The sequence below is a fragment of the Blastococcus sp. Marseille-P5729 genome (genome assembly GCF_900292035.1).
Lineage (GTDB): Bacteria > Actinomycetota > Actinomycetes > Mycobacteriales > Antricoccaceae > Cumulibacter.
The window spans coordinates 193,777-219,962 of record NZ_OMPO01000001.1 but is presented as its reverse complement, the minus strand read 5'-3'; the positions used below and the strand labels follow the sequence as shown (position 1 = coordinate 219,962).

24 protein-coding genes are annotated in these 26,186 nt (G+C 68.2%); 15 read left to right on the top strand and 9 right to left on the bottom strand.

The annotated features are described in order from the left end of the window. Window positions 1–55: 55 nt before the first annotated feature. A complete protein-coding gene (gene uvrA, locus DAA40_RS01060; RefSeq protein ID WP_106847904.1) occupies window positions 56–3,052 on the bottom strand; it encodes an excinuclease ABC subunit UvrA in 2,997 nt (998 codons plus the stop codon). 93 nt (window positions 3,053–3,145) lie between these two features. Between uvrA and DAA40_RS01055 the strand changes: the two genes are divergently transcribed. Both DAA40_RS01055 and DAA40_RS01050 read left to right on the top strand, forming a co-directional pair. Then, window positions 3,146–3,805 (top strand): MBL fold metallo-hydrolase, encoded by a 660-nt coding sequence (locus DAA40_RS01055; protein WP_199849444.1) that lies wholly within the window; start codon window positions 3,146–3,148, stop codon window positions 3,803–3,805. 314 nt (window positions 3,806–4,119) lie between these two features. Continuing rightward, on the top strand, window positions 4,120–5,547 hold the full coding sequence (locus tag DAA40_RS01050; protein WP_106847903.1) for a trehalose-6-phosphate synthase: 1,428 nt from the start codon (window positions 4,120–4,122) through the stop codon (window positions 5,545–5,547). A gap of 29 nt (window positions 5,548–5,576) precedes the next feature. Here DAA40_RS01050 and DAA40_RS01045 read toward each other — a convergent pair whose 3' ends face one another. From DAA40_RS01045 to DAA40_RS01035, 3 genes are all read right to left on the bottom strand, one after another. Next, entirely contained in the window at window positions 5,577–6,173 is a 597-nt protein-coding gene (locus tag DAA40_RS01045) for a DUF1707 domain-containing protein (protein ID WP_106847902.1), read from the bottom strand. A gap of 116 nt (window positions 6,174–6,289) precedes the next feature. After that, a complete protein-coding gene (locus DAA40_RS01040; protein WP_106847901.1) occupies window positions 6,290–7,354 on the bottom strand; it encodes a TerC/Alx family metal homeostasis membrane protein in 1,065 nt (354 codons plus the stop codon). Between the two features lie 158 nt (window positions 7,355–7,512). Beyond that, the gene (locus tag DAA40_RS01035) at window positions 7,513–8,865 is read right to left on the bottom strand and encodes an amidase (RefSeq protein ID WP_106847900.1); all 1,353 of its coding nucleotides are present in this window, start codon (window positions 8,863–8,865) and stop codon (window positions 7,513–7,515) included. A 51-nt stretch (window positions 8,866–8,916) separates the two neighbouring features. Here DAA40_RS01035 and DAA40_RS01030 point away from each other — a divergent pair, with 51 nt between their 5' ends. Then, window positions 8,917–9,384 carry a flavodoxin family protein gene (locus tag DAA40_RS01030; protein ID WP_106847899.1) on the top strand — a complete coding sequence of 156 codons (468 nt, stop codon included), beginning with the start codon at window positions 8,917–8,919 and terminating at the stop codon, window positions 9,382–9,384. Between the two features lies 1 nt (window position 9,385). Here the strand turns inward: DAA40_RS01030 and uvrB are convergent, their stop codons facing one another. Then, complete coding sequence (uvrB, locus tag DAA40_RS01025) at window positions 9,386–11,488, bottom strand: excinuclease ABC subunit UvrB (protein WP_106847898.1); 2,103 nt, start codon at window positions 11,486–11,488, stop codon at window positions 9,386–9,388. Window positions 11,489–11,586: 98 nt separating this feature from the next. Between uvrB and glgX the strand changes: the two genes are divergently transcribed. Both glgX and malQ read left to right on the top strand, forming a co-directional pair. Continuing rightward, complete coding sequence (gene glgX, locus DAA40_RS01020; RefSeq protein WP_106847897.1) at window positions 11,587–13,713, top strand: glycogen debranching protein GlgX; 2,127 nt, start codon at window positions 11,587–11,589, stop codon at window positions 13,711–13,713. After that, a complete protein-coding gene (gene malQ / locus DAA40_RS01015) occupies window positions 13,710–15,827 on the top strand; it encodes a 4-alpha-glucanotransferase (protein ID WP_106847896.1) in 2,118 nt (705 codons plus the stop codon). The genes glgX and malQ overlap by 4 nt, the downstream gene beginning before the upstream one ends. 11 nt (window positions 15,828–15,838) lie before the next feature. On the opposite strand, the gene DAA40_RS01010 is transcribed toward malQ, so the two are convergent. Further along, complete coding sequence (locus tag DAA40_RS01010) at window positions 15,839–16,729, bottom strand: PPK2 family polyphosphate kinase (RefSeq protein ID WP_199849443.1); 891 nt, start codon at window positions 16,727–16,729, stop codon at window positions 15,839–15,841. Between the two features lie 62 nt (window positions 16,730–16,791). Here DAA40_RS01010 and DAA40_RS01005 point away from each other — a divergent pair, with 62 nt between their 5' ends. The 9 genes from DAA40_RS01005 (at window position 16,792) to DAA40_RS00965 (ending at window position 22,322) form a co-directional block, all read left to right on the top strand. Next, window positions 16,792–17,463 (top strand): SDR family oxidoreductase, encoded by a 672-nt coding sequence (locus tag DAA40_RS01005; protein WP_158716153.1) that lies wholly within the window; start codon window positions 16,792–16,794, stop codon window positions 17,461–17,463. Between the two features lie 56 nt (window positions 17,464–17,519). Then, the gene (locus DAA40_RS01000; protein WP_234356180.1) at window positions 17,520–18,029 is read left to right on the top strand and encodes an Asp23/Gls24 family envelope stress response protein; all 510 of its coding nucleotides are present in this window, start codon (window positions 17,520–17,522) and stop codon (window positions 18,027–18,029) included. Further along, the gene (locus DAA40_RS00995; protein ID WP_106847893.1) at window positions 18,026–18,379 is read left to right on the top strand and encodes a hypothetical protein; all 354 of its coding nucleotides are present in this window, start codon (window positions 18,026–18,028) and stop codon (window positions 18,377–18,379) included. Before DAA40_RS01000 ends, DAA40_RS00995 begins: the two co-directional genes overlap by 4 nt. After that, window positions 18,376–18,564 carry a hypothetical protein gene (locus tag DAA40_RS00990; protein WP_106847892.1) on the top strand — a complete coding sequence of 63 codons (189 nt, stop codon included), beginning with the start codon at window positions 18,376–18,378 and terminating at the stop codon, window positions 18,562–18,564. Before DAA40_RS00995 ends, DAA40_RS00990 begins: the two co-directional genes overlap by 4 nt. Next, window positions 18,561–18,938 carry a hypothetical protein gene (locus DAA40_RS00985; RefSeq protein WP_106847891.1) on the top strand — a complete coding sequence of 126 codons (378 nt, stop codon included), beginning with the start codon at window positions 18,561–18,563 and terminating at the stop codon, window positions 18,936–18,938. Before DAA40_RS00990 ends, DAA40_RS00985 begins: the two co-directional genes overlap by 4 nt. After that, entirely contained in the window at window positions 18,935–19,531 is a 597-nt protein-coding gene (locus DAA40_RS00980; RefSeq protein ID WP_106847890.1) for a DUF6286 domain-containing protein, read from the top strand. Before DAA40_RS00985 ends, DAA40_RS00980 begins: the two co-directional genes overlap by 4 nt. Next, window positions 19,528–20,115, top strand: coding sequence for a hypothetical protein (locus DAA40_RS00975; RefSeq protein ID WP_106847889.1), 588 nt, complete (start codon window positions 19,528–19,530; stop codon window positions 20,113–20,115). Before DAA40_RS00980 ends, DAA40_RS00975 begins: the two co-directional genes overlap by 4 nt. A gap of 1 nt (window position 20,116) precedes the next feature. Continuing rightward, window positions 20,117–21,178 carry an ATP-dependent DNA ligase gene (locus DAA40_RS00970; RefSeq protein WP_106847888.1) on the top strand — a complete coding sequence of 354 codons (1,062 nt, stop codon included), beginning with the start codon at window positions 20,117–20,119 and terminating at the stop codon, window positions 21,176–21,178. Between the two features lie 115 nt (window positions 21,179–21,293). Beyond that, entirely contained in the window at window positions 21,294–22,322 is a 1,029-nt protein-coding gene (locus DAA40_RS00965) for a phenylacetaldoxime dehydratase family protein (protein WP_106847887.1), read from the top strand. 140 nt (window positions 22,323–22,462) lie between these two features. Here the strand turns inward: DAA40_RS00965 and ligD are convergent, their stop codons facing one another. Continuing rightward, window positions 22,463–23,518, bottom strand: coding sequence for a non-homologous end-joining DNA ligase (gene ligD, locus DAA40_RS00960; RefSeq protein ID WP_106847886.1), 1,056 nt, complete (start codon window positions 23,516–23,518; stop codon window positions 22,463–22,465). 37 nt (window positions 23,519–23,555) lie between these two features. Here ligD and msrB point away from each other — a divergent pair, with 37 nt between their 5' ends. Beyond that, window positions 23,556–23,972 (top strand): peptide-methionine (R)-S-oxide reductase MsrB, encoded by a 417-nt coding sequence (gene msrB, locus DAA40_RS00955; protein WP_106847885.1) that lies wholly within the window; start codon window positions 23,556–23,558, stop codon window positions 23,970–23,972. Window positions 23,973–23,991: 19 nt separating this feature from the next. Here the strand turns inward: msrB and hemQ are convergent, their stop codons facing one another. Continuing rightward, the gene (gene hemQ / locus DAA40_RS00950; RefSeq protein ID WP_106847884.1) at window positions 23,992–24,765 is read right to left on the bottom strand and encodes a hydrogen peroxide-dependent heme synthase; all 774 of its coding nucleotides are present in this window, start codon (window positions 24,763–24,765) and stop codon (window positions 23,992–23,994) included. Further along, a complete protein-coding gene (hemG, locus tag DAA40_RS00945; protein ID WP_106847883.1) occupies window positions 24,758–26,182 on the bottom strand; it encodes a protoporphyrinogen oxidase in 1,425 nt (474 codons plus the stop codon). Before hemG ends, hemQ begins: the two co-directional genes overlap by 8 nt. Window positions 26,183–26,186 lie beyond the last annotated feature (4 nt).

Genomic DNA, 26,186 nt, shown 5'->3' with positions numbered 1-26,186 from the left:
CTCCCGCAGCCGGGGACCCCTCTCGCAGCCGGCAAGCCCGCCCGGCCGCGTCCGCTCAGGCGCTCTTGGCGGCCGGCTTGCGGGGCGACTTCGGGGCGCGCTTGGGCGCCGAACGCTTCGCGGGGTCCTGGCCGGCTGCCTTGGCCGCCGCGAGCATTGCGCGAGTCAGCGTCTTCGGCTCGGTGATCGGGACCTGATCCGGCTCGGGTTTGCCGTCGAGCAATTCGGCGAGAAACCGTCCGGTGTGGCTTTCCGGCAGCTTGGCGATCTGCTCCGGCGTCCCGGCCCCGACCACCGTGCCACCGCCCGCGCCGCCTTCTGGGCCCATGTCGATGATCCAGTCGGCGGTCTTGATGACGTCGAGGTTGTGCTCGATGGTGATGACCGTGTTGCCCTTGTCGACCAGCCCCTGAATGACCATCAGCAGCTTGCGGATGTCCTCGAAGTGCAGTCCGGTGGTCGGCTCGTCGAGGACATACACGGTGCGGCCGGTGGAGCGCTTCTGCAACTCGGAGGCGAGCTTCACGCGCTGCGCCTCTCCGCCGGAGAGCGTCGTCGCCGGCTGACCCAGTCGCACGTAGCCGAGCCCGACCTCGACGAGGGTATTGAGGTGCCGCGCGATCGCGGGAATCGCGGCGAAGAACTTCGCAGCCTCCTCGATCGGCATGTCGAGCACCTCGGCGATGGTCTTGCCCTTGTAGTGCACCTCGAGCGTCTCGCGGTTGTACCGCGCCCCCTTGCATACCTCGCACGGCACATAGACGTCGGGCAGGAAGTTCATCTCGATCTTGATGGTGCCGTCGCCCTGGCAGTTCTCGCAGCGTCCGCCCTTGACGTTGAAGGAGAAGCGGCCCTGCTGGTAGCCGCGCACCTTGGCCTCGCTGGTGGAGGCGAACAGCTTGCGCACGTGGTCGAACACGCCCGTGTAGGTGGCGGGGTTCGACCGCGGCGTCCGGCCGATCGGGGACTGGTCGACGCCGACGACCTTGTCGATCTCCTCGAGTCCGGTCACGCGGGTATGGCGGCCGGCCACGTGCCGCGCCTTGTTCGCGTAGTTAGCCATCGTCGTGTAGAGGATGTCGTTGACGAGCGTGGACTTGCCCGAGCCGGAGACGCCGGTGACGGCGACCAGGCAGCCGAGCGGGAATGAGACGTCGACATTCTTCAGGTTGTTCTCGCGGGCGCCCTTGACGGTCAGTTGACGGTTCGGGTTCGGCGTGCGGCGCTTCGTCGGGACCTCGAGCTCCTTACGGCCCGACAGGTAGGCGCCGGTGAGCGAGCGCTTGCTGCGCAAGAGCTCCTTGACCGTCCCGGACACCACGACCTCGCCACCGTGCTCGCCGGCGCCGGGCCCGATGTCGACGACCCAGTCGCTGGCCCGGATCGTGTCCTCGTCGTGCTCGACGACGATCAGCGTGTTGCCGAGATCGCGCAGTCGGATCAACGTGTCGATCAGTCGCCGGTTGTCTCGCTGATGCAGGCCGATCGAGGGCTCGTCGAGCACATATAGGACGCCGACCAGCCCGGAGCCGATCTGGGTGGCCAGCCGGATGCGCTGGGCCTCACCGCCGGCGAGGGTCGCGGCGGCACGCGCCAACGACAGGTAGTCCAGGCCGACGTCCACGAGGAAGCCCAGTCGCGCATGCACCTCCTTGAGCACCCGCTCGGCGATGAACTTCTGGCGCTCGTCGAGCTCGAGGGCGCCGAGGAACTCGTTGCACTCCCCGATCGAGAGCTCGGTGACCTCGGCGATCGACTTGCCACCGAGGCGCACAGCGAGGATCTCGGGCTTGAGCCGGGTGCCGTTGCAGACCGGGCACGGGACCTCGCGCATGAAGCCCTCGTATCGTTCCTTGGCCCAGTCGCTGTCGGTCTCGGCATGCCGCCGGGCGAGGAAGGGCAGCACGCCTTCGAAGTTTGCCCAGTAGGAGCGCTGTCGCCCGTACCGGCTCTTGAACTTCACGTGGACCTGGTCCTTGGAGCCGTTCATGATCGTCTGCTGAATCTTCTTCGGCAGGTCCTGCCACGGCGTGTCGAGGCTGAAGCCGAGCTGGCTGGCCAAGGATTGCAGCAGGTGCTGGAAGTAGTCGGCGCTGGTGCCGGCCATCGACCAGGGTGCGATGGCGCCATCGGAGATGGACCGCTCCGGATCCGGGATGATCAGCTCGGGGTCGGCCTCCTTGCGCGACCCGAGGCCCGTGCATTCGGGACAGGCGCCGTACGGCGCATTGAACGAGAACGAACGGGGCTCGAGCTCCTCGATGCCCAGGGGGTGGCCGTTGGGGCACGCCAGCCGCTCGCTGAACCGCCGCTCGCGGTCGGGGTCGGTCTCGTCGAGATCGACCTGCTCGATGATCACCAGACCGCCCGCCACCCGCAGTGCCGTCTCGATCGAGTCTGTCATTCGCCGCTTGGCGGATTCCTTGACAGCCAACCGGTCGACGACGACCTCGATATCGTGCTTCTCCTGTTTCTTCAGGGTCGGCGGCTCGGTCAGCGGGTACACGACGCCGTCGACGCGGGCCCGGCTGAAGCCCTGCGACTGGAGGGAGGAGAACAGGTCGAGGTACTCGCCCTTGCGACCGCGGACCACGGGGGCCAGCACCTGGAAGCGGCTGCCTTCGGGCAGCTCCATCACCTGGTCGACGATCTGTTGCGGCGTCTGCCTGGCGATCACCGCGTCGCAGACCGGGCAGTGGGCGACGCCGGCGCGAGCGAACAGCAGGCGGAGGTAGTCGTAGACCTCGGTGATGGTGCCGACCGTCGAGCGCGGGTTGCGGTTGGTGGACTTCTGGTCGATCGACACCGCCGGGGACAGACCCTCGATGAAGTCGACGTCTGGCTTGTCCATCTGCCCGAGGAACTGGCGGGCATACGCCGACAGCGACTCGACGTACCGTCGCTGACCTTCGGCGAAGACGGTGTCGAACGCCAGCGAGGACTTGCCCGACCCGGAGAGGCCGGTGAAGCAGATCATCGAGTCACGCGGGAGGTCGAGACTGACGTTCTTGAGGTTGTGCTCGCGAGCACCGCGTATGACGAGACGATCCATGCCGACCAGCGTAGTGAGCCGGGCTGACAAGTTACCGGGCTGCGACGGCGCATATGGTGAAGGGCACACCCGCTCCCCCGCTTGGAGGCCACAGTGTCGTACGCCGGACATGTCGATCCCGGAACCACCTCGGAGCCGATCCAGACCAGCGCTCTGGAGATCACCAAGGCCAGCGTCGGCCCGATGGACAACAACTGCTACATCCTGCGCTGCAAGAGCACCGGCAATGGGCTGCTCATCGACGCGGCCGACGAGCCCGAGCGGCTGGTCGACCTGGTCCGTGACCGGCTGGGGGACGGCATCCTCGAGACCGTCGTGACCACCCACCAGCACAAGGACCACTGGCAGGGCCTGGAGATGGTCATGGGCGTCGTCGGCGCGGTCGCCCTCGCGCATCCGGAGGACGCCCCCGGGCTGCCGATCCCGACCGACCCGATCAACCACGGAGACAAGATCACGTGCGGCGACATCGAGCTCGAGGTCATCCATCTGCGCGGCCACACCCCCGGTTCGGTGGCGCTGTACTGGCGCGATCCGGAGGGTGAGGGGCACCTGTTTACCGGCGACTCGCTCTTCCCAGGGGGCGTGGGAAAGACGTGGCAGGAGGGCGACTTCGAGAAGCTGCTCGACGACGTCGAGCAGCGGCTGTTCAGCCTGCCCGACGACACGCACGTCTACCCGGGCCACGGCGACGACACGACCATCGGTGCCGAGCGTCCGAACCTGCCGGAGTGGCGCGAGCGCGGCTGGTAGCCGCAGTCTCGTTCTGCCCGCGGGACGTGTGAGGCAGACAAGAAGGCACGAAGCCCGGGGTGGGTCGTGGTCCTTCGACCGATGCGGGGACGCTCACGAGGTCCTAACCCGCCTACGGACAACCACCGAGGGCTTCGTGCCTGTAAGGGCTTGGCCGCTGACCGGCCGCTTCCTCACATCTCCGACTCTACGCCGAAAGGGCGCAGAATCCAGTCTTGTTCTTTGGCCGTTCGAGGCGCATTCTGAGGTTTTGGGCCTACGTGCGGGAACCTGGAACTCGCTTACCGTCGTCCGGCCGCGGGTAAGGTCGAGGCGTGGCTGCCAAGAGTGATTTCGTCGTCGTCGCCAACCGCCTGCCGGTCGACCGGGTGCGGGACGAGGATGGCCAGGAATCGTGGCGCCGCTCCCCAGGCGGGCTGGTCACCGCGGTCGAGCCGCTCATGCGGCAGCGGGAGGGCAATGGCGCCTGGATCGGCTGGGCGGGCGACGCATCCGACTCAATCGAGGAGAACGTCGAGCCGTTCCGCAACGACGGCCTCATCCTCTACCCGGTCCCGCTGACCGCCGACGAGGTCGAGAAGTACTACGAAGGCTTCTCGAACACCTCGCTGTGGCCGCTCTATCACGACGGCGTCGTCCCTGCCGAGTACCACCGAGCGTGGTGGAATGCCTATGTAGCAGTGAATCGGCGATTCGCCGACGCCGCTGCCGAGGTCGCGGACGACGGCGCTTTCGTCTGGGTCCACGACTATCAGCTGCAGCTGGTTCCGGCCCTGCTGCGCGAGAAGCGCCCCGACCTCCGGATCGGGTTCTTCCTCCACATCCCCTTCCCACCCACCGAGCTGTTCAGCCAGCTGCCCTGGCGCCGACAGATCATCGAGGGCCTGCTCGGCGCCGACCTGGTCGGCTTCCAGACTCCGGGCGCAGCCGCCAACTTCCTACGGCTCACCCGCGATCGCTTGGGGCTCAAGCCATCCGGCTCGACCGTCCAGGTCGACGGCCGGTCGGTGCGGGCCCGGGCCTTCCCGATCTCTATCGACGTCGCCAGCTTCGCCGACCTCGCCGCGGATCCGGCCGTGCAGGCGCGGGCCGCGCAGCTACGCACCGACCTCGGCGACCCCGCCACCGTGCTCCTCGGCGTGGACCGGCTCGACTACACGAAAGGCATCGGGATCCGCCTGGAGGTCTTCGAGGAGCTTCTCGAGGAGAGCAAGGTGGACCCCGCGGAGACCGTCATGGTGCAGGTGGCGACGCCTAGCCGTGAGCGGGTCGAGCAGTATCGCTTGCTGCGGGAGAACGTCGAGCGCACCGTCGGCCGGATCAACGGCGCGTACGGCGCGGTCGGCAATCCGGCCGTCACCTACATCCACCGGTCGATGCCCCGGGAGGAGCTGGTCGCCCTCTACCTGGCCGCTGACATCATGGTCGTCACGCCGTTCCGAGACGGCATGAACCTGGTCGCCAAGGAGTACGTCGCGTGTCGGCTCGACGGCACCGGGGCGCTGGTCCTCTCCGAGTTCGCCGGCGCCGCGCGCGAGCTGAAGCAGGCCTACCTGGTCAACCCCTATGACATCGAGGGTCTGAAGAGCGCGTATCTGGAGGCAATCAACGCGGACGTCGGTGAACGGCGCAAGCGGATGCGCGCGATGCAGCGTCAGGTCAAGGGGCACGACGTCGCCGCGTGGGCCAAGTCCTTCGTCGAGGAGATCGACCAGCTGCGCCAGAGCAGCGAGATGCTGTAACGAAAGCGGCCCGGCGTCGCGCGCGGGACCTATGCGTCCCACCAGCCGCGCCGCGGCCCCATCAACTTCAACGTCGTCCACGTCATCGTCCCGTCGATGAGGAACATCGGCTGGCTGGGATCGTGCGCCATGACACGTCGCTTGTCCTTCAGCCCGGAGTTCCCGGAGAGACTGCCTGAGAGCTGCAGGCCGCAGCCATCGGGTAGGTAGAAGCGGGCCGAGCTACCCTTCAGGTCGACCGTGACCCGATACTGCCGGAGTGTCAGGTCGGCCGCCGCGAAGTCCAGAATCGCCGTCCCGCCCCATGCCTTGACGATCATGTGGGGCGGTGGGCTCCATCCCTCGCCGTGCTTGACGGTGTCGAGCGAGTGTTCGAGCACCACCGGCTCGCTGGCTGCACTCGTGGGCGCGGTAGCCGCGACGTCGTAGTTGGGGTCGAAGCGCAGCCTGGGCGGCAGATCCGTGGTGAGGTCAGCGAGCTCGCCACGGGTGCGCGACGACAGCATCTGTGAGGTGCGCTCGTCGAACTCGTCGAGAGTCAGGAAGCCCTCCGACATCGCGGTCTGCAGCTTCTCTGCTGCCGACATGCGTTCGGCGTCCGAGGTGCGAAGGTCGCGCTGGTCCATCGTCTCCCTGCTCTCGCGGTGCAATCCGGCACCGATGGGTGGCTCTACGCGGCCGAGCCTACCGAGACTCGGCGGGTTTGCCTCGGCGGCAGTACCGCTGAGCTGCCCGATCGGGACTAGGCATCGCCCGGAGGGTCGTGCCTCGCCATGTAGCGCGCCTCGTCGACGATGCTGGTCTGCTGGTCGGCTCGGCTCTTGCGCAGGCTGAGCACAGTCGTGACGATCAGGACGAGGACGATGAAGCCCAGCGAGATGATCGTGAGCAGCTTGGTGTCGATGTGCGGGAGCCAGCCGACCGCGGCGCTCGCCTCGTAGATGAGCTTCAGGCCGATGAATCCCAGGATGATCGACAGGCCCTTCGACAGGTAGACGAGCTTGTCGAGCAGGCCACCGATCAGGAAGTAGAGCTGTCGCAGGCCCATCAGCGCGAAGGCGTTCGCGGTGAAGACGATGTATGGCTCCTTTGTCACGCCGAAGATGGCCGGGATCGAGTCCAGCGCGAACAGCAGGTCTGTCGAGCCGATCGCGAGCATCACGATGAACATCGGGGTGAGCCAGCGCTTGCCGTCGATCTTCACGGTGGTCTTCGTCCCGTGATAGTCATCGGTGACCGGGTAGATCTTGCGAACCAGCCGGATCAGCTTGCTCTCCTCGTACTCCTCCTCATCGTCATCGGACTCGGTTGCCAGCTTCCATGCCGTGAACAGCAGGAAGGCACCGAACAGGAAGAAGACGGCCTGAAAGCGGGAGATGACGGCCGCGCCCAGGACGATGAAGATGGTCCGCAGGATCAGCGCGATGAGGATGCCGATCAGCAGCACCCGGTGCTGGTGGATCTTCGGGACGGTGAAGGAGCTCATGATGAGCACGAACACGAACAGGTTGTCGACGCTCAACGAGTACTCGAGGATGTACCCGGAGAAGAACTCCAGGGAATGGGCACCGTCCACCAGCACCCACATCCCGAGCCCGAACAGCACCGCGAGCGCCACGTAGAAGGACACCCAGCGCGCCGCTTCCTTGGTGCCGACCTCGTGCGGCTTGCTGTCGACGACGAACAAGTCGATCGCGATCAGCGTCAGCACGCCGACGATCGTGACTGCCCATACCCAGCCGGGGAAGAAGGGCTGGCCGGTGTCTGGGTTGGTCTCCGCGAGCACCGCGGTGGCGTGCGTCAGCAAGAAAGGCTGCCTTCCGGTTCATTGCGCCACCACGACGTGGCGGGCCGTTTGATCCGGAGGTCTCTTCCGCCGCCAGTCAGCGACCACCGGCCCGGGCCGCTCCAGCGGCCGTGATGACGAGCGCGATGCTAGGGAGTACTCCCCTCCTACCAACTCACCTAGTATGCCCCACCGGCCCCCGACGCGCCCCGCACGTGACGTGTGACCTCGTCGACCGCGCCGCGCAAGGCGCTCTCAGAGCCGGGCTTGGCGATGATCTGCATCCCGAAGGGCAGGCCGTCGATCTCGCCGGCCGGTACCGACACCGCGGGGAATCCCACGAGGTTCCAGCGGACGGTCAGGTTGGTGAGGATGCGGGTGCTGATCCCGTCCTCTGCGCCGACGGTCATCTCGCGGACGCCGATCTCGGGCGCGAGGATGCCCGCCGTCGGGCAGACCAGCACCTGGTCGTGGTCCAGGAACGCGGCCATGGTGTCTCGCCACAGCCGTTGGGTGCGCCGTGCATCGGCGTACTGCTCGTCGCCGATGTGCCGGCCGGAGTCGATCCGCTCCCAGGTGGACTCTGCGTAGTCCGCCTTGCGTACGTCAAGCTGGTGCGCGTGGGTGTCCCATGCCTCGCGGCTCATGATCGTGCCGGCCACGCCGCGCATCTCGGGCCAGTTGCCCAGCGCTACCTCCAGGGTGCTGTGTCCGGAGACCTCGTCGAACATCCCCCGCACCGCGGTTGCGATGCGCGGGTCGACCAGCGGAACCCGATCGATGTCCAGCCAGGACCACTGCGGTGCAGCCGGCTCGGGCTCGCGACGGCCGCTCAGCACGGACATCGCCAGCCAGGCGAGGTCGGAGTCGTGCGCGAGGACGCCGACATGGTCCAGGCTCGGCGCGAGCGCCTGCACTCCGTCGATCGACACCTCGCCGTGGCCGGGTTTGACGCCGAACACCCCGCACAGTGCCGCAGGCACTCGAATCGAGCCGCCGGTGTCGCTGCCGAGAGCGAGCGGGACCAGCCCGGCGGCCGCGGCCGCTCCGCTGCCCGCGGACGACGCACCGGTCATGTGCGTCAGCCGGTGCGGGTTGTGCGCTGCGCCGTGGCTGCTGACGTCACCGGTCGTACCGTAGGCGAACTCGTGGGTGAGCGTCATGCCCACGACGAGGGCCCCCGCCGCGCGTAGCCGGGTGATCACCGCGGCGTCCCGGCCGGGGGTGTTTCCGCTCATCACTCGCGAACCGGCGGTCATCGGCCAGCCGGCGACGTCGATCAGGTCCTTGACCCCGATCGGGATTCCGTGTAGCGGCCCTCGCTCAGTCGCGGGCAGCTGGTCCAGCGCACGGGCCTCGGCCAGCACACGGTCGCGGTCGAGATGCACGAATGCGTTCAGCCGCGGGTTGATCCGATCGATCGCCTCGAGGGTGCGCTCGGCCAGGCCGCAGACGCCGTTCTCGGCGACCAGCGCTCTGATCTGCGGCAGACTCAGCCGGTAGAACGGCCCGCGAAGCGACTCATCGATCATGCCTGCAGCGTAACCGTGGCATCGTGGCTACAGGACCCGAAAGGAGCAGCAATGGCAGAGTCCACGAAGGTTCTCGTCGTCCACCACACGGTGTCGATCTCGACCGCGGCCGTGCACGAGGCGGCGCTGCAGGGCCTCGGCATCGAGGAGCTCGCCGAGGTGGAGGCGGTCTCGTTGCCCGCGCTGACCGCCGGAGCCCACGACACGCTCACCGCCCACGGCATCGTCCTGCTGTCACCGGTGAACATCGGCTACCTCTCGGGTGCGCTGAAGCACTACTTCGACCAGGTCTACTACCCCTGTCTCGAGGCGACCAAGCGGCTGCCGTTCGCGGCCGTGCTGCATTCGGGCAGCGACGCCTCCGGGGCGCTGCGCGCGCTCGAGGCCATTACCACCGGCATGGAGTGGACGCCGGTGGCCGACCCGCTCGTCGTCGAGGGCGAGCCGGACGCCGGCGTCCGGGAGCAGATCAGCGAGCTCGCGTCCACCGTAGGCGCTCACGCCGCCGGGATGATGTAGCTCAGACGCCCGCGCGGTCCATGCCGCGCAGTTCCCGCTTGAGGTCGGAGATCTCGTCGCGTAGCCGGGCAGCTAGCTCGAACTGCAGCTCGCGAGCCGCGGCCAGCATCTGCTCCTCGAGCTTGGCGATCAGGTCCGCCAACTCAGCCCGAGGCAGCGACTGCGGGTTATCGGGGATGACACCGGCCGACACCTCCCCGCCGCCGGGGACGCTCTTCTTGCCGCGCGACTGCGATCGTCCGCTGCCACCGACCGGGATGGCGTCGTCGGCCTCGTCGTAGATGCCGTCCAGGATGTCGACGATCTTCTTGCGCAGCGGCTGCGGGTCGATGCCGTGCTCCTCGTTGTACGCCCGCTGCCGCTCTCGCCGCCGGTTGGTCTCGTCGATGGCCTGCGCCATCGACGGGGTGATCGTGTCGGCGTACATGTGCACCTGCCCGGAGACATTGCGCGCCGCGCGGCCGATGGTCTGGATCAGCGAGGTGCCCGAGCGCAGGAAGCCTTCCTTGTCGGCGTCGAGGATCGCCACCAGCGACACCTCGGGCAGATCGAGGCCCTCACGCAACAGGTTGATGCCGACCAGCACGTCGAACTCGCCCTTGCGCAGCTCCTTGAGCAGCTCGACGCGCCGGAGCGTGTCGACCTCGGAGTGCAGATAGCGCACCCGGATGCCGAGCTCGAGCAGGTAGTCGGTGAGATCCTCTGCCATCTTCTTGGTCAGGGTGGTCACGAGTACCCGCTCGTTCTTCTCGGTGCGGGTGCGGATCTCGTGGATCAGATCGTCGATCTGGCCCTTCGTCGGCTTCACGACCACCTCGGGATCGATCAGGCCGGTCGGGCGGATCACCTGCTCCACGAACTCGCCGCCCGCGAGGTCGAGCTCGTACTTCGCGGGCGTCGCCGACAGGTAGACGGTCTGGCCGATGCGGTCGGTGAACTCCTCGAACTTCAGCGGCCGGTTGTCCATGGCGCTGGGGAGCCGGAAGCCGTGCTCGACCAGCGTGCGCTTGCGCGACATGTCCCCCTCGTACATCGCGCCGATCTGCGGCACCGTCTGGTGCGACTCGTCGATCACCAGCAGGAAGTCCTCGGGGAAGTAGTCGAGCAGACAGGACGGGGCCGATCCCGCTGCACGACCGTCCAGGTGCCGCGAGTAGTTCTCGATGCCCGAGCAGAAGCCGACCTGGCGGATCATCTCGACGTCGTACTGCGTCCGCATCCGCAGCCGCTGCGCCTCGAGCAGCTTGCCCTGCTTCTCCAGCTCGGCGAGCCGCTGCTCCAGCTCGAGCTCGATACCGCGTACCGCCCGCTCGATCGCCTCCGGCCCGGCCGCGTAGTGCGTCGCGGGGAATATGAAGATCTCCTCGGCCTCCCCCACGACCTCGCCGGTCAGCGGGTTGAGGTGGTAGAGCCGCTCGACCTCGTCGCCGAACATCTCGATCCGCAGCGCCAGCTCCTCGTACGCCGGGATGATCTCGACGGTGTCGCCACGCACCCGGAACGTCCCGCGGTTGAAGGCGAGATCGTTGCGCACGTACTGCATGTCGACGAGCTTGCGCAGCAGCCGGTCGCGGTCGTAGTCCTCGCCGACCTTCAGCCGGACCGACGCGTCGACATACTCCTTCGGGGTCCCCAGGCCGTAGATGCACGAGACGGTCGCGACCACGACGACGTCCCGCCGGGTCAGCAGCGACATCGTCGCCTTGTGCCGCAGCCGCTCGACCTCCTCGTTGATCGAGGAGTCCTTCTCGATGTAGGTATCGGTCTGCGGGACGTAGGCCTCGGGCTGGTAGTAGTCGTAGTACGAGACGAAGTACTCGACGGCGTTGTTCGGCAGCAGCTCGCGAAACTCGTTCGCCAGCTGCGCCGCCAGGGTCTTGTTGTGGGCCATCACGAGGGTGGGCCGGTTGAGCCGCTCGATCAGCCAGGCCGTGGTCGCCGACTTTCCGGTGCCGGTGGCGCCCAGCAGGACGACGTCCTTCTCTCCTGCCTGAATACGCCGCTCCAGGTCGGCGATCGCGGTCGGCTGGTCACCGGACGGCGCGAAGTCGCTGACCACCTCGAAGGTGCCCTGCGTGGGTACTAGTTCGCTCTTGGCTCGCACGGCCCTAGGGTACGACTACCCACCGACAGGTGGGATCTCGCAGACCTGGGAGAATCGGTCACCGTGCCGGTGCGGTGCCGGCTGTTGGAGAGGAACACATGGAGATCTGGCCCGGAAAGGCCTACCCCCTCGGTTCGACCTACGACGGAACGGGCACGAACTTCGCGCTGTTCAGCGAGGTCGCCACAGAGGTCGAGCTCGTGCTGTTCAACGACGATGGCGAGCAGACCGACGTCGTCTCGCTGCCGGAGGTCGACGGCTTCGTGTGGCACTGCTATCTGCCTGGCGTCGAACCCGGTCAGAAGTATGGCTATCGGGTGCACGGTGCGACCGACTTCTCGATGGGAGCCCGCTGTAACCCGGCCAAGCTGCTGCTGGACCCGTACGCCAAGGCGATCTCCGGCGAGGTGGAGTGGAACCCGGCGGTGTTCGGCTACGAGATGGGCGATGAGAACACCCCCGACGAGAACGACTCGGCGCCGTACACCATGCGCTCGGTCGTCATCAACCCCTTCTTCGACTGGGGCAACGACTACCCGCCGGCGACGCCGTACCACAACACGGTGATCTACGAGGCGCACGTCAAGGGGCTCACTGAAACGCACCCCGACATCCCCGAGGAGCTGCGCGGCACGTATGCCGCGATCGCGCACCCGGTGATCATCGAGCACCTGAAGAACCTCGGGGTCACGGCGATCGAGCTCATGCCGGTGCATCAGTTCGTGCAGGACGACCGTCTGCTGCGCGAAGGGCTGCGCAACTACTGGGGCTACAACACCATCGGGTTCTTCGCCCCCCACAACGCGTACTCCTCCGGCGGGGACGCCGGCCAGCAGGTGCAGGAGTTCAAGGCGATGGTCAAGGCACTGCACCGCGCGGACATCGAGGTCATCCTCGACGTCGTGTACAACCACACCGCCGAGGGCAACCACCTCGGCCCGACCTTGTCCTTCCGGGGCATCGATAACGCTGCGTACTACCGGCTCAGCGACTCCGACCCCAGCAAGTACGTCGACTACACCGGCACCGGCAACTCCTTCAACGCGCGAATGCCGCACGCCCTGCAGCTGATCATGGACTCGCTGCGGTACTGGGTCACCGAGATGCACGTCGACGGCTTCCGCTTCGATCTCGCCTCCACCCTGGCCCGCGAGCTGCACGACGTGGACCGGCTGTCGGCCTTCTTCGACCTGGTCCAGCAGGACCCGGTCGTGAGCCAGGTCAAGCTGATCGCCGAGCCGTGGGACATCGGCGCCGGCGGCTACCAGGTGGGCAACTTCCCGCCGCTGTGGACCGAGTGGAACGGCAAGTACCGCGACACCGTGCGGGATTTCTGGCGCGGCGAGCCGGCGACCCTGGGCGAGTTCGCCTCCCGCCTGACGGGCTCCTCCGACCTGTACGCGCACAACGGTCGCCGTCCGGCGGCCTCGATCAACTTCGTGACCGCGCACGACGGGTTCACGCTGCGCGACCTGGTGTCGTACAACGAGAAGCACAACGACGCGAACGGCGAGGGCAACCGGGACGGCGAGAGCCACAACCGGTCGTGGAACTCGGGCATCGAGGGGCCGACGGACGACGCCGCGATCATCGACCTGCGCCGCCGGCGGGCACGCAGCTTCATCACCACGCTGCTGGTCTCGCAGGGCGTTCCGATGATCCTGTACGGCGACGAGCTCGGCCGTACCCAGAATGGCAACAACAACGCGTACTGCCAGGACAACGAGCTGACCTGGATCGACTGGGAGAACGTCGATGCGGAGCTGCTGGAGTTCACCGCAGCGGTGACCCGGCTGCGTACCGAGCACCCGATCTTCCGCCGCCGCAGGTTCTTCGACGGGCACCCGCAGCCCGGCGCCAAGGGCAACGTAGAGCGCGACATCGCGTGGCTCACGCCGTCCGGGGCGGAGATGACCGAGAAGGACTGGGGAGCCGGGTTCGGCAAGTCGATCATGGTGTTCCTGAACGGGCAGGGCATCAAAGGCACCAACTACCGCGGTGAGCGGATCGTCGACTCGTCGTTCCTGCTGCTGTTCAACGCGCATGAGGGCGACCTGGAGTTCACCATCCCGGACAGCGACTACGGCCAGCAGTGGCGCCTGGTGGTCGACGCCGCCACCGGCCAGCACGAGCCGAGCGAGGACACCCTGCCGGCGGGCACGAGCATCACGGTGCCGGCCCGCGCGGTGCTGATCCTCGAGGAAGCGCCCGCCGACGAGTCGTGAGCGACCTGCATGCGCTCGCGGCGGCCTACCGCATAGCGACCGAGAACTGGGCGGCCGAGGGCCGCTCTTCCGTCCCCGACGAGACACTGATCGCGGTGCTGGCTGCGCTGGGCGTGGACGCCTCGACCCCGGAGCGCGCCCGCGCCGCACTCGAAGCGCGGCGCGACGAGGCCTGGCGGCGCCCCCTTCCGCCCTGCGTGGTCCACCGCACCGGGCACGAGGGGGACGTCGTGGTGCACGTGCCGGCCGGGACACCGGCAGCAGTGCAGGTCGTGCTCGAGAACGGCGAGAGTCTCCCCCTGTTCCAGGTCGACAACTGGGAGCCTGACCGCGAGGTCGACGGAGCCCCGGTCGGCGAGGCCTCCTTCCGCCTGCCCGCCCACCTCCCACTCGGCTATCACACGCTCCAGCTCGTGAACGGCGAGCATCGGCACGAGTCGCGGCTGATCGTGTGCCCGCGGTATCTCGGCATCCCCGAACGCGTCGGTGGCGGGCAGATCTGGGGGTACGCCGTCCAGCTCTACAGCGTGAGCTCGGCGGCCAGCTGGGGCATCGGGGACCTGCAGGACCTCGCGGACCTGGCAGTCTGGTCCGCAGCCCAGCAGGGCGCCGACTACCTGCTGACCAATCCCTTGCACGCCGCCGAGCCATCGGTACCGATCGGGTCATCCCCGTACTCACCTACGAGCCGTAGATTCATCAACCCGATCTACGTGCGACCAGAGGCGATTGACGAGTACGCGCTGCTCGACGAACACACCCGAGCCGGGGTGGCTCGCCTGCGTGGCGATCTGCTGGCCATGGTGGCCGACGGCGACGCGATTGATCGCGATGCCGTGTGGACCGCCAAGATCGCCGCTCTACAAGCGATCCACGATCACGGGCTCACCGATCTGCGACAGGTGTCGTACGACGGATTCCGCGCGCGGCACGGCCGCCACCTCGTCGACTACGCCGCCTGGTGCGCGCTCACCGAGGAGCACGGGCACGACTGGCGGACCTGGCCGAACGAGCTCCGCGACCCGCGTTCGGACGAGGTCAGCGCATACGCCGACCGGCACCGCGCGCGGGTCGAGTTCCACTGCTGGCTGCAGTGGATCGCCGGCGAGCAGATGGTCGCGGCGCAGGCACGCGCGGTCGATGCCGGGATGCGGATCGGCATCATGAACGACATCGCCGTGGGCGTCGGCCCGGCAAGCAGTGAGGCGTGGGCGCGGCACGACACGTTCGCCACCGGCGTGAGCGTGGGTGCCCCGCCCGATGCCTACAACCGCCTCGGGCAGGACTGGAGCCAGGCGCCCTGGCGACCCGACCGGATGGCCGAGCTGGGGTATCAGCCGTTCCGGGACATGCTCCGATCGATGCTCGCGCACTCCGGCGGCATTCGCGTGGATCACATCATCGGGCTGTTCCGGCTGTGGTGGATACCCGAGGGGCACCGTCCTACCGAGGGCACCTACGTACGCTACGACCACGACGCCCTGGTCGGCATCCTGATGCTCGAGGCGCACCGCGCGGGGGCCCTGGTCGTCGGCGAGGATCTCGGCACCGTCGAGGGATGGGTCCGTGACTACCTCGCGGAGCGTGGCGTGCTGGGCACCTCGGTGCTGTGGTTCGAGCGCGGCTGGGACGGCGCACCGCAGGCGGCGGACCGGTTCCGGGAGATGTCGATGGCGTCGGTGACCACCCACGACCTCGCCCCCACCGCCGGTTACCTCGAGCACGCGCATCTCGCCGTCCGCGACCGGCTCGGCCTGCTCGGGCGGCCGTTGGCTGCCGAACGGGCCGACCAGGAGGCGGACCTGGAGCGCTGGCGTTCGATCCTGACTCGGCGCGGCATGCTCCGCCCCGGCACGGGCAGCGACCAGACCGAGGACGAGATCCTCGCCCTGCACCGGCACCTGCGGTCGACCAGCGCCCGCGTGCTCAACGCCGCGTTGACCGACGCCGTCGGCGACCGCCGGATGCAGAACCAGCCCGGCACGCTCGACGAGTACCCGAACTGGCGGGTGCCGCTGACCGACTACGACGGCAACCGGGTCACCCTCGAGAGTCTGGTGCGCAGCGAACGCGCGGCACGCCTCGGCGCCGTCATGAACGGCACCGAGCCCTAGTTCTGCGGTCGTCAGTCTGCGGTGAGCAGGCGCTGACGCTGCTCCTCGACGTCGAAGTCCATCCGCGGGTACTGCGGGTCCAGCTCGCGGAGGGTCTCCACTAGCAGCTGACCGATGGCCCAGTTGCGGTACCACTTGCGATCCGAGGGCACGGCGTACCAGGGCGCATGCTCGGTGGAGCACCGGGTCAGGGCCAGGAAGTAGGCATCCTGGTAGTCATCCCAGAGGGCCCGCTCGTCCACGTCGCCCGGGTTGAACTTCCAGTGCTTCGTCGGATCGTCCAGTCGCGCCAACAGGCGCTCCTTCTGCTCGTTCTTGGAGATGTTCAGAAAGCACTTCAGCAGCGTGTAGCCGTCATCGACGAGCTCCTTCTCGAACTCGTTGATCTGCGCGTACCGCTGCTCGATCGTGTCGGCGTCCACTAGCTGGCGCACCTTCGCGATCAGCACGTCCTCGTAGTGCGAGCGGTCGAAGATGCCGATCTGGCCCTGACCCGGCAACGCCCGGCGCACCCGCCAGAGGAAGTCATGCTGCCTCTCCTCCTCGGTCGGCGTCTTGAAGGAGTGAATGCGGACGCCGCCGGGGTTGATCAGCCCGATGACGTGCTCGATGACCCCACCCTTGCCGGAGGTGTCCATGCCTTGCAGCACGATTAGGATCCGGCGGTCCACGCCCCCGCGGGCAGCCGCGTAGAACCGCTCCTGCAGGTCGTAGAGCTCATCGCCGTACTTCTGCAGCGCGTCCTTGCCGTCATCCTTGGAGGAGGGCCCGGCCGGTATCGAGTCCGGCGTGATCTCGGCGAGCCGCGCCCGGGCGGCGTCGGGATCTGCGGGAACCCGCAGCAGCGCGCGGAGACCCGGCGTACGGTCCGGTCGGTCGCTCGTCGTGCCGTTCGTTGCCATTCGACTCCCCGTCATCACTACCGTGGTCCAGGATGTCGACTCTAACGGCTGCAGGAGGCGTGATGTCGCAGGAATGGCAGCGGGTGCTCGTGCTGGGTGCGACCGGCATGGTCGGCAGTGCGCTCACCCGCGCCTTCGCCGCGGACGGCGCGCAGGTGCACGCGGTCGGGCGCGACGATGAACGACTGCGCCGGCTCGCGGGGATCGACGGCGTCCGCACGCACCAGGTCGACCTCACCGACGCGGACGCCGCGGAACGTCTCGCGGGCGGACTGGCCGGCGCGGGAGTCGAGCTCGCGGTCGCCGCCGTCGGCGGCTGGAAGGTGGGCGAGCCCGGGCTCGAGCTGCCGATTCACGCCTGGCGACAGACGATCGACAGCCACCTCACCGCGCACTTCGTCGCGGCCCGGTCGTTCGCCCCGGTACTCGCCGGACGGCGACCGGTCTACCTGGCGCTCAACGGCATCGCCAGCCATTACCCGTGCCAGGGCTCGATCGCGATCAGCGTGACGGGATCCGGCCAGCGGATGATGCTCGACGTGCTAGCCGCCGAGGGCGCCGACCGCCTACCTCGGTACGCCGAGCTGGTCGTGGACACCCCGATCCTGCTGCCGGGGCAGGTGCACGACGTAGACGAGCCCACCCACACGGCACAGCAGGTCTACCGCGCCGTCCGCGATCTCGCAGCGAGCAGCGGGCCGGCGGGCACCGTGCTGCGGCGGCACCTCGGCTGACCGACACGCTCGCCGAAGCGGTCGACACGTCACCGGCGATTAGGAAAGATGGCACCGTGGCCACCTCGGACGATCATCAGAGCGAGCAGTCCTCCCCCATCGTGCGTCCTCCGGTGGACGGGCCGCAGCCGACCGCCGCACCGCCGGCTGGGCCGGTCCACGAGCCGGCCACCGAGGGGCTACCGATCGACAACGGGCGCACCACAGTCTCGGAGATCGTGGTCGCCAAGATCGCCGCACTCGCCGCGCGTGAGGTCGCGGGGGTGCACAACCTCGGCCTGGGGGCGGCCCGCTCGGTGACCTCGGTGCGCGACCGGATCCCGGGCAACGCCCCGGCGCCGACGTCCGGCGTGTCGGTGGAGGTCGGACAGACCCAGGCTGCGGTCGACCTCGACATCGTTGTCGAGTACGGCACGCCCATCACCCAGATTGCCCGCGACGTACGCCGACACGTGATCGCGGCGGTCGAGCGGCTGACCGGTCTGCAGGTGGTCGAGGTCAACATCACCGTCGACGACGTCAACCTGCCACCGATCGGCGATCTACGGGACAAGCGGCTGCAGTGAGCGCTCCCGAGACGATCCGCGACGCTGCCCTGGCGACCGACGGCGTGCTGGCGATGCACGCCGGTCCGCACGGGACGGCGTCCACCTATTCGCCGAGCGGCCGGATCTGGGGCGTGCGTACCGGAACCGGCCGCGTCGACGTGCACATCGTGGCCGATCAGTCCTATGACCTGGTTCGTCTCGGCCGCGCGGTGCAGCGCGCGGTCCGCGATGTTGCCGGCGACTACGCTGGCGAGGTGATGGTGCACGTCGAGGACATCGCCGCGCCGACCGGTGACGCTGACAGCGCGTCGTCGGGCAGCGGCGCGACCAGCGTCGACGGCCAAGGACGACCACGGAGGAGCATATGAGCTCAGCACAGATCGGACTCATCGCCGGTATGGCGCTGGGGCTCGCCGCGATCGTGGGCGGGTTCGCCGGTTTCTTGCTGGTCGCGGCGCTCGGCGCGATCGGCCTCGTCCTCGGCCGCGTCGTCGACGGAGAGCTCGACCTCGGATCCGTCACGCGCGGCAGCAAGGGCCGCGACCGGGTATGAGCTCGCCCACGGGTGGGTGGCCCGGCGGGGGCGCCGACGACGCATCCGCCCGCGGCATCACCCGCGTATCGCCTCACGTCGTCGAGCGGATCGCGGCGTTCGCCTGCCACCGCGCCGACCGGGCGGTCACCCCACGCACGCACGAGCACGCACCGTCCTCGGTCATCCCCCGCGCACGCGCGGACATCAACGGCCGGCACGCCCGGCTCGCAGTCTCGGTGGGCGCGCTGTACCCCATATCGATGACCACCTTCGCCAGGTCCGTGCGCCAGGTGGTGACCGACGACGTCGAGCGGCTGTGCGGGCTGCAGGTGGTCGCCGTCGACGTGGAGGCCCAGCCGGTCAACCTCGAGCGCCAGGCTCGGGTGCGATGAGCACCGGCCAGCGGGTCCTGCTCCGGACCATCAGCGCGCTCGTGGGGCTGGTGCTGCTCGGGCTGGCCGGGCTCGGCATCGGTGAGATCGTCTCGTGGCTCACCGGCGGCGGCGAGTTCCTGCTGCCGACCGCCTCGTGGTACGCGGCCCTGCGCAGCACGCCGTGGAAGGCGATGGAGGTCGTCTACGCCGGGATCGCGCTGCTGATCGTCGGACTGCTGCTCCTGCTGGTCGCGGGGCTCAGCCGTCCGCGGCTGTTCGCCTTGACCAAGCCGACCGAGGAGATCGACGTCGTCATTCCACCGCGGGCAGTCGCCCAGATGCTGCGTCGCCAGGCAGAGGCCGTCTCCGGGGTCGCCTCCGCGAGCGTCGAGGTCACCAAGGACGTCGCCCGGGTGAACGCGACTGCTCCGCTGGCCAGCCCGGATCGGGTGCAACGCGATCTCGAGGAGGCCATCACCCACGCCCTGAAGCAGATCCCCTGGAGCCGAATGCCGCGGATCGATCTCGAGATCGTCGGCAACGGTCCCGCTGCCGCCGAGGTGAGCAGGCCGGCGAGCGTCACCGCCGACCAGGGCGGCGACGCGGCATGAACGACGAGCGGACCGACCGGACCGACCGCCTCATCCTGCGGCTGCTCGGCGGCGTCCTCGGGTTGCTCGGCGTCGCGGTGCTGCTGCACTCGACCGGCGCCCTGGGTTCGCGGCGCGCCGCCAGCCCGGTCCTGTCGTCGCCGACCGTTGCCTGGTACGAGGACAACGGCCGCTGGCTGTGGCCGGCTCTCATCGCCGTCCTGATCGCGCTCGTCGCCGGAAGCGTCTGGTGGGTGTCGAACCAGGTTCGGCTGCAGGGCAGCTCACGGATCGAGCTCGCGCACGATCCGGGCGGGACCCTCGACGTGTCCGGCAGTCATCTGGCCGAGTGCATCGAGCGTGATGCGCTGAACCAGCAAGGCATCGAGCGGGCCCGCGCCCGAGTCAGAACCACGCCCCAAGCCGTCCTGGTGTGGCTGACGATCTGGATCGGCCCGCCGTATGACGTCGGCCGCAGCGTTGCCAGGGTCGCCAACACCGTACTGCCGAACCTGCGCACCACCCTGGACGGCAACGGGCAGCGCCCCATCCGCACCCACATCACCGTCGAGACGGCCGAGGCCGTGATCTCGAAGCTGGACTGACGTGCTCGATCGACCCCTCTCCCCCGCGCTCGCCAAGCCCGCCAAGAAGCTGCCAGTGGGCGGGCAGTGGGTCTTCGAGCCGAAGTGGGACGGGTTCCGGGCCATCGTCCGCAAGCAGGACGGCGGAGTGATCATCGACAGCCGCAGCGGCAACGACCTGACCCGCTACTTCCCGGAGCTGGTCAGGTCGCTGCGGGACGCCCTTCCCGACGGGTGCGCCGTCGACGGCGAGATCGTGATCGAGGTCGACGGGCGGCTGAGCTTCGACTCGCTGCAGGCCCGGTTGCACCCCGCGCAGTCCCGCATCGAGCGGCTGGCCGGTGAGCTGCCCGCGGCGATGGTGATCTTCGATCTGCTCGCTCACGACGGCAGGTCGCTCCTGGATGAGCCCTTGCGTGCGCGCAGAGCTCTGCTCGACGACGTCCTCGGCGCGATCGAGCCGCCCCTGTGGTTGACGCCGTTCACAATGGACGCCGAGGCTGCCCAGTCGTGGTTCACCCAGCTCGAGGGCGCCGGGTTGGACGGGCTGATCGCCAAGGACCTCGACGCGCCGTACGAGCCCGGCGTCCGCAGCTTCCTCAAGCTCAAGCATCGGCGTGACCTGGACACCGTCGTGTGCGGCTTCCGGTGGCACAAGTCCGGCGACGTGGTCGGCTCGCTGATGCTCGGGCTGTACGACGACGACGGGGCGCTCCACTACATCGGAGCCTGCTCGTCGTTCACCGCCAAGAAGCGGTCCGAGCTGGTCGGCCTGCTGGAGCCCTACCGGTGCGCGCCCGCCGACCACCCCTGGGGTGCGTGGGCCGAGCAGTCCGGCGGCGGCGAGCGGATGCCGGGTGGTCAGAGCCGGTGGAGCGCGGGCAAGGACCTCTCCTGGGTTCCGGTCCGGCCGGAGCTGGTGGCCGAGATCGCCTACGACCAGTTCCAGGGTCCGCGGCTGCGGCATCTGGGCACCTTCGTGAGGTGGCGACCGGACCGCGAGCCGCGCTCCTGCACGTTCGGGCAGGTGCCCGAGATCGATCCCTATCCTCTCGACGCAGTACTTCGGGAGCAGCCTGGCTGATCTCTCGTCCTGTGGACAAGTGATCGGGCTCGGCTACCGGCGAATCCCGGAGTGAGCCCGGGTGACGTGCATACCGGCTAGCCTGGGCTGATCGGCGCACACCAGGAGGCCACCGATGGAGTCAGCCATTCCCCAGCATCTGCGTGCTGAGCGCAGCCAGCCGACACGTATGCGCGAGGACTGGAATCCCCCCTCGCCGGCGTTCTCGGCTCGGTTTCCCGAGACGATCGAGTCCGTGGTGATGGCCTACTACGGGCTGCAGTACCAGGGCGAGCGACCGGCGTCCGCGCGGGACGCCGCCAACGAGCTGCGCCGCCAGATCGGGGAGGTCGACGGACCGGTGCACCACGACGTGGCGGTCGCTATCGACCCCGCCGGGTTCACGAACGAGATCACCGCGCTCTACTGGACAGATGCCGAGTCCTACCGTCGGTGGAGCGAACAGACCCTCGCGTGGACCGACCCGCAGCATGAGCACGGCAGTGTGGGCCGGTTCGTGGAGATCGCGACCCCCGGCGTGCGCGACTTCGAGACGATCTTCGGTGGACGCCGCATGGAAGGGGTCTCGGTTGCCTCGGACGGCATCGGCGGTGAGATTGCCGAGCACGGTTACTGGGGCAGCATGCGCGACCGGCTCCCGTCGGCCCAGACCGCTGACCTCGAACCCGACGGTCGGCTGCGATTCGAGCAGGACGGTGACCTCGTCGTCGTCCACCCACACGACGGCATGACGTTGATCCGCTCGGGCCAGGACTGGCGAGGCACCGAAGGAGAGGCCCGAGACTGGTGGGCATCCGACATTCGACCGGTGCTGCAGGAGGGCATGGAATTCCTGACCGCGCAAGGAAACCAGATCGGCTGCTACTCCAACCGGCTGATGCAGATCATCGATGACGGTGGCGCTCTCGTCGAGAAGACCTACGGCCACGGCTGGTGGCACTCCCTGCGCGAGCTCGAGGACTGGTCGCGCTCACACAAGACGCACCTGAAGATCTTCGGCGCATTCGGGCAGTTCGTGAAGCACTTCCGCAGTGCCGCCGGGCTTCGCCTCTACCACGAGGTGTCGGTACTCGATGCGGACCAGCTCCGCTTCGAATACCTGGGCTGTCACGAGCGAACCGGCTTGCTCGCCGCCCGTAGCTGAACCCGCGAGCTCTGAAAGGAGGATCGCCGCCGCCGGTATTCCCATCCTGCGTCGTCTCTGCGCGCCTGCGGCCACCATCGACGAACGTAAAGATCGGCGCTTATCGACGAGCGGGTGAATCGGCGCGCCCTGGCGGGCGTTCACCAGTTCGCTGGGTTCTTTCTGCTGGGCTGCACCCGCGGCGGCTCGCCGGGCATTTTCGGGTAGTCCGGCGGATAGGGCAGATCTCCCAGCCCGAGGTCGGACTCCTGCTTGGCGGACAGCTCAAGCAGGCTCGCCAGATCGCCGGGCTGTGCCGAGGCGACTCGGGCGTGCAGGTCACCGACCTCCGCGAACCGTGCCGGCATGGTGCGCACGGTGAAGTCGTCGGGAGCGGCGTCCGCCAGCTCATCCCAGGTCAGTGGCGCAGAGACGGTCGCGCGGTCGTTGGCGCGGACCGAGTACGCCGAGGCGATCGTGCGGTCACGTGCCATTTGGTTGTAGTCGATGAAGATCCGCTCTCCACGCTCTTCCTTCCACCAGGAGAGAGTGACGAGCTCGGGTGTACGACGCTCCATCTCACGACCGATCGCGATCAGCGCGCGGCGAGTCTCAACGAAGCTCCACTGCGGGCGGATTGGCACATATACATGCAGACCGCGGCCACCACTAGTCTTCGGGAAGCCGTGCAGATCGTGCTCGGCCAGCACCTCACGAAGAACGTCACCGGCCCGCACGGCGTCGGTGAAGTCCGTTCCCGGCTGGGGATCCAGATCAATACGTAGCTGGTCGGGCTGATCGACCGCTGCGCGGGTCACCGGCCAGGGATGGAAGGTGATCGTGTTCATGTGTGCCGCCCACACCACGGTCGCCAGATTGCTCGGGCAGATCTCGGTGCCCGACCGACCGCTGGGGAAGGTGATGTCGACCGTCTCGGCGTACGCCGGGAGTCCCTTGGGAACGTGCTTCTGGTAGAAGAAGTCACCGTTCGCGGGGCCGGCCGGCTCCGCGGGATCGAGCGGGATCACACCCTTCGGCCAGCGCTCGAGGGTCGTCGGGCGGTCGCGCACGGCACCCAGGATCCCCTTCCCCACGGCGAGGTAGTACTCGACAATCTGCAGCTTGGTGATCCCCACCTTGGGGAAGCACACCCGTTCGGGGCTGGAGACCTTGACCTTGTGACCGTCGACGTCCAGGGTCACGCTCGCGCTCGGCATGACATCACGCTATCCGCATAAGACGTACCCTGGAGAAATGACCCAGACCCACGAACCGCGAGTCACCAAGACGGACGAGGAGTGGCGGGCGCAGCTCTCCCCCGCCGAGTACGCCGTCCTGCGCCAGGCCGGCACCGAGCGCCCGTTCACCGGCGAGTACACCGACACCGAGACCGAGGGCGTCTACAGCTGCCGCGCCTGCGGAGCCGAGCTCTTCCGGTCCGACACCAAGTTCCACAGCCACTGCGGCTGGCCGAGCTTCTTCGCGCCGTCCGACAGCGACGCGGTGATCCTGAAGGAGGACGACTCCCTCGGGATGCGCCGCGTCGAAGTCATCTGCGCCGCCTGCCACTCGCACCTCGGCCACGTCTTCCACGGCGAGGGCTACCCCACGCCGACCGACGACCGGTACTGCATCAACTCGATCAGCCTGAGGCTCGCGCCCCAGCAGTAGCCCTTCACCAGGGCTCAGTTCAGGGGAGGCGGTCGACCAGTTCGGCCATCTCCAGGCGGCGTCCGGTGTAGAAGGGCGTCTCCTCGCGCACGTGCCGCCGGGCGCCCGACGCACGCAGGTCGCGCATCAGGTCGACGATCTGGTGCAGCTCGTCGCACTCGAAGGCCAGCATCCACTCATAGTCGCCGAGCGCGAACGACGAGACGGTGTTCGCGCGGACGTCGCCATACGGGCGGGCCATCTGCCCGTGCTCGCGCAGCAGGTCGCGGCGCTCCTCGTCGGGCAGCAGGTACCACTCGTAGGAGCGCACGAAGGGGTACACGCAGATGTAGTCGCGCGAGACCTCATCGGCCAGGAAGGCCGGCATGTGGCTCTTGTTGAACTCGGCGGGGCGATGCAGCGCGACCTGCGACCACACGGGCTGCAGATGCGCACCGAGATCGCTCTGCCGGATCTTCTGGTAGAGGTCCTGCAACGCGTCTGTGCTCGGTGCGTGCGACCAGATCATCAGCTCGGCGTCAGCCCGGAAGCCCGACACGTCGTAGATCCCGCGCACCGTGACGTCGGACTTCTTGCCGGCTGCGTCGATGAGCTTGTCGACCTGCTTCGCCGCCCGCGCGCGCGAGGTCTTCATCTCGCGCAGTGACGGCGAGACCTTGAACACCGACCACATCGCGTATCGAATCGTCGAGTTCAGCTCGTTGATCCGCTGGGCCTTCAGGTTTCCAGCGTGCTCCGGCTTTCCGTCCGCACCGATCCGTGCCGTGGTCTTGTCCTCTGCCAACTCACTCATCTCCTTCAAGGTGCTGCAGCACCTTCGCGGCTGCAGCGTCTGCGCTGTTGATGCATCCGGGAATGCCGACGCCGTCATACGTCGCTCCCGCCACCGCGAGTCCCGGCACATCGTCGATCGCGGCGCGAATCCGGTCGACGCGGGCGAGATGTCCGACGTCGTACTGCGGCAGGCTGCCCGCCCATCGTTGCACGATATGGCCGATGGGCTCGCCAGAGATGCCCGCCAGGATCGCCAGATCGCGACGCGCAAGAGTCACGAGGTCGGCGTCCGTCCGCTGCAGGAGCGCCTCCTCGCCGAGACGACCAATCGATGCCCGCACGATGAAGAGGTCGTCGTCGGCGACGTGCGGCCACTTGTTCGTCACATAGGTCGCGGCCTTCACGGCCGTCCCCTCACTGACCGGAACCAGAATGCCGCTGTACCCGGGCGGAGTGTTGACCAGATCGCCCTTACGGTAGGCGATCGCTACCACGGCCATGCTCGAGACGGCTACATCGGCCAGCTCCCCCGATGCGGCGGGGCTGATGCCGGCCAGCAGCTTCGTCGCCTTCTGTGGCTGGGTAGCCACGACCACGGCGCGGGTGCTCACCCGTGCGGGCGCCGGCGCGGCACCGCACTCGACGACAAAACGGTCGCCACTGAGTGAGATCGACCGGGCCGGGCACCCGAGGGTCACCGACAGGCCCTCGCGCGCGATCAGCTGATCGGGAAGCGAGCCGATGCCGCCTTGCAGGGTGGCGAACACGGGGCGATCGCTGCGCGGCGCGGCGGCACGGGCCCGCCTGGCGATGGTCATCACGTCCTGGCCGGTTCCCAACGCGTTGCGAAATGCCGGGATCGTGGCGGGTAGCGACAACCGGTCCGCGCGTCCGGCGTACACCCCGGCCAGCAGCGGCTCCACGAGCTGATCGACGACCTCCTCGCCCAGCTGACCGCCGACGGCGTCCGACACGGAGATGTCCTCAGTGAGCCCAGAGGGTCGGGCCGCTCGCAGCCGGTCCACACCGTCGTCCGTGAGTAGACCCGTGCGCACCACCGACTCGACGTCGGTCGGAACGCCCATCAGCGTGTCCTGCGGGACGGCTACTTCCCTGCCGCCGCTGGTGATCCGGGCATCGGCGACACCGGGGTACCGTAGGCGGTCCTCCAGGCCGAGCTCGTCGATCAGCCGAAGACCTTCCGGACGGCGCGCGATGACGGCTTCGGCACCGACGTCGATCGTCGTCCCGGCCAGCTGCGCCGTCCGCAGCTTTCCGCCGGCGTACGGCGCGATGTCGATCACCTCGACCTGCAGCTCCGGATCGGCTCGCTGCACCCTCATGGCCGCGACAAGGCCGCTGATGCCCGCGCCGATGACGAGGACATCGCACTCGCTCGGTGGGGTGGGAACGCGCCGGTCAGGCGTAGCGGTCATGGCG

What these genes read in the sequence shown, in the direction of transcription:
- ligD (WP_106847886.1), bottom strand. Translation starts at nt 23,518, where the DNA reads ATGCCGAGCGCGAGCGTGACCCTGGACGTCGACGGTCACAAGGTCAAG.
- hemG (WP_106847883.1), bottom strand. Translation starts at nt 26,182, where the DNA reads ATGACCGCTACGCCTGACCGGCGCGTTCCCACCCCACCGAGCGAGTGC.
- DAA40_RS01005 (WP_158716153.1), top strand. Translation starts at nt 16,792, where the DNA reads ATGTCGCAGGAATGGCAGCGGGTGCTCGTGCTGGGTGCGACCGGCATG.
- uvrA (WP_106847904.1), bottom strand. Translation starts at nt 3,052, where the DNA reads ATGGATCGTCTCGTCATACGCGGTGCTCGCGAGCACAACCTCAAGAAC.
- msrB (WP_106847885.1), top strand. Translation starts at nt 23,556, where the DNA reads ATGACCCAGACCCACGAACCGCGAGTCACCAAGACGGACGAGGAGTGG.
- DAA40_RS00975 (WP_106847889.1), top strand. Translation starts at nt 19,528, where the DNA reads ATGAACGACGAGCGGACCGACCGGACCGACCGCCTCATCCTGCGGCTG.
- DAA40_RS00990 (WP_106847892.1), top strand. Translation starts at nt 18,376, where the DNA reads ATGAGCTCAGCACAGATCGGACTCATCGCCGGTATGGCGCTGGGGCTC.
- DAA40_RS01035 (WP_106847900.1), bottom strand. Translation starts at nt 8,865, where the DNA reads ATGATCGATGAGTCGCTTCGCGGGCCGTTCTACCGGCTGAGTCTGCCG.
- DAA40_RS00985 (WP_106847891.1), top strand. Translation starts at nt 18,561, where the DNA reads ATGAGCTCGCCCACGGGTGGGTGGCCCGGCGGGGGCGCCGACGACGCA.
- DAA40_RS00980 (WP_106847890.1), top strand. Translation starts at nt 18,935, where the DNA reads ATGAGCACCGGCCAGCGGGTCCTGCTCCGGACCATCAGCGCGCTCGTG.
- DAA40_RS01030 (WP_106847899.1), top strand. Translation starts at nt 8,917, where the DNA reads ATGGCAGAGTCCACGAAGGTTCTCGTCGTCCACCACACGGTGTCGATC.
- DAA40_RS01045 (WP_106847902.1), bottom strand. Translation starts at nt 6,173, where the DNA reads ATGGACCAGCGCGACCTTCGCACCTCGGACGCCGAACGCATGTCGGCA.
- DAA40_RS01010 (WP_199849443.1), bottom strand. Translation starts at nt 16,729, where the DNA reads ATGGCAACGAACGGCACGACGAGCGACCGACCGGACCGTACGCCGGGT.
- glgX (WP_106847897.1), top strand. Translation starts at nt 11,587, where the DNA reads ATGGAGATCTGGCCCGGAAAGGCCTACCCCCTCGGTTCGACCTACGAC.
- hemQ (WP_106847884.1), bottom strand. Translation starts at nt 24,765, where the DNA reads ATGAGTGAGTTGGCAGAGGACAAGACCACGGCACGGATCGGTGCGGAC.
- DAA40_RS00965 (WP_106847887.1), top strand. Translation starts at nt 21,294, where the DNA reads ATGGAGTCAGCCATTCCCCAGCATCTGCGTGCTGAGCGCAGCCAGCCG.